General features: G+C 68.9%; 1 protein-coding gene. It reads left to right on the top strand.

The genetic code is table 11. From position 1 onward, the window contains the following. Position 1: 1 nt before the first annotated feature. Positions 2–264, top strand: a 263-nt coding sequence (locus HKX41_11890; GenBank protein NNC24835.1) for a class I poly(R)-hydroxyalkanoic acid synthase, incomplete at its 3' end; no start/stop codon positions are given.

Genomic DNA, 264 nt, shown 5'->3' with positions numbered 1-264 from the left:
GGTGCGGGCCACCGAGCGGGCGCTAGAGTACAACCGCCGCCTCTTCGAATCCACGCTGGAGGTGTGGAACGAGGCGACGGCCCGTTTCTGGGGGCTGCCGCGGCAGAAGCGGGAGGGGAGATCGGACAGACGCTTCTCCGCGCCGGAGTGGGAGAGCAACCCGTTCTACCAGACGCTCAAGGAGAGCTACCTTTTGGCCTCGGAGTACCTGCTCCGGGAGGCCGAGGAGACGGCCGACGGCCGGGAGACCGAGGAGCAGCGGCG

It is taken from the genome of Salifodinibacter halophilus (assembly GCA_012999515.1).
Taxonomy (GTDB): Bacteria; Pseudomonadota; Gammaproteobacteria; order Nevskiales; family Salinisphaeraceae; genus Salifodinibacter; species Salifodinibacter halophilus.
The sequence above is the reverse complement of the archived record's forward strand: the minus strand, read 5'-3'. Positions and strand labels throughout refer to the sequence as shown.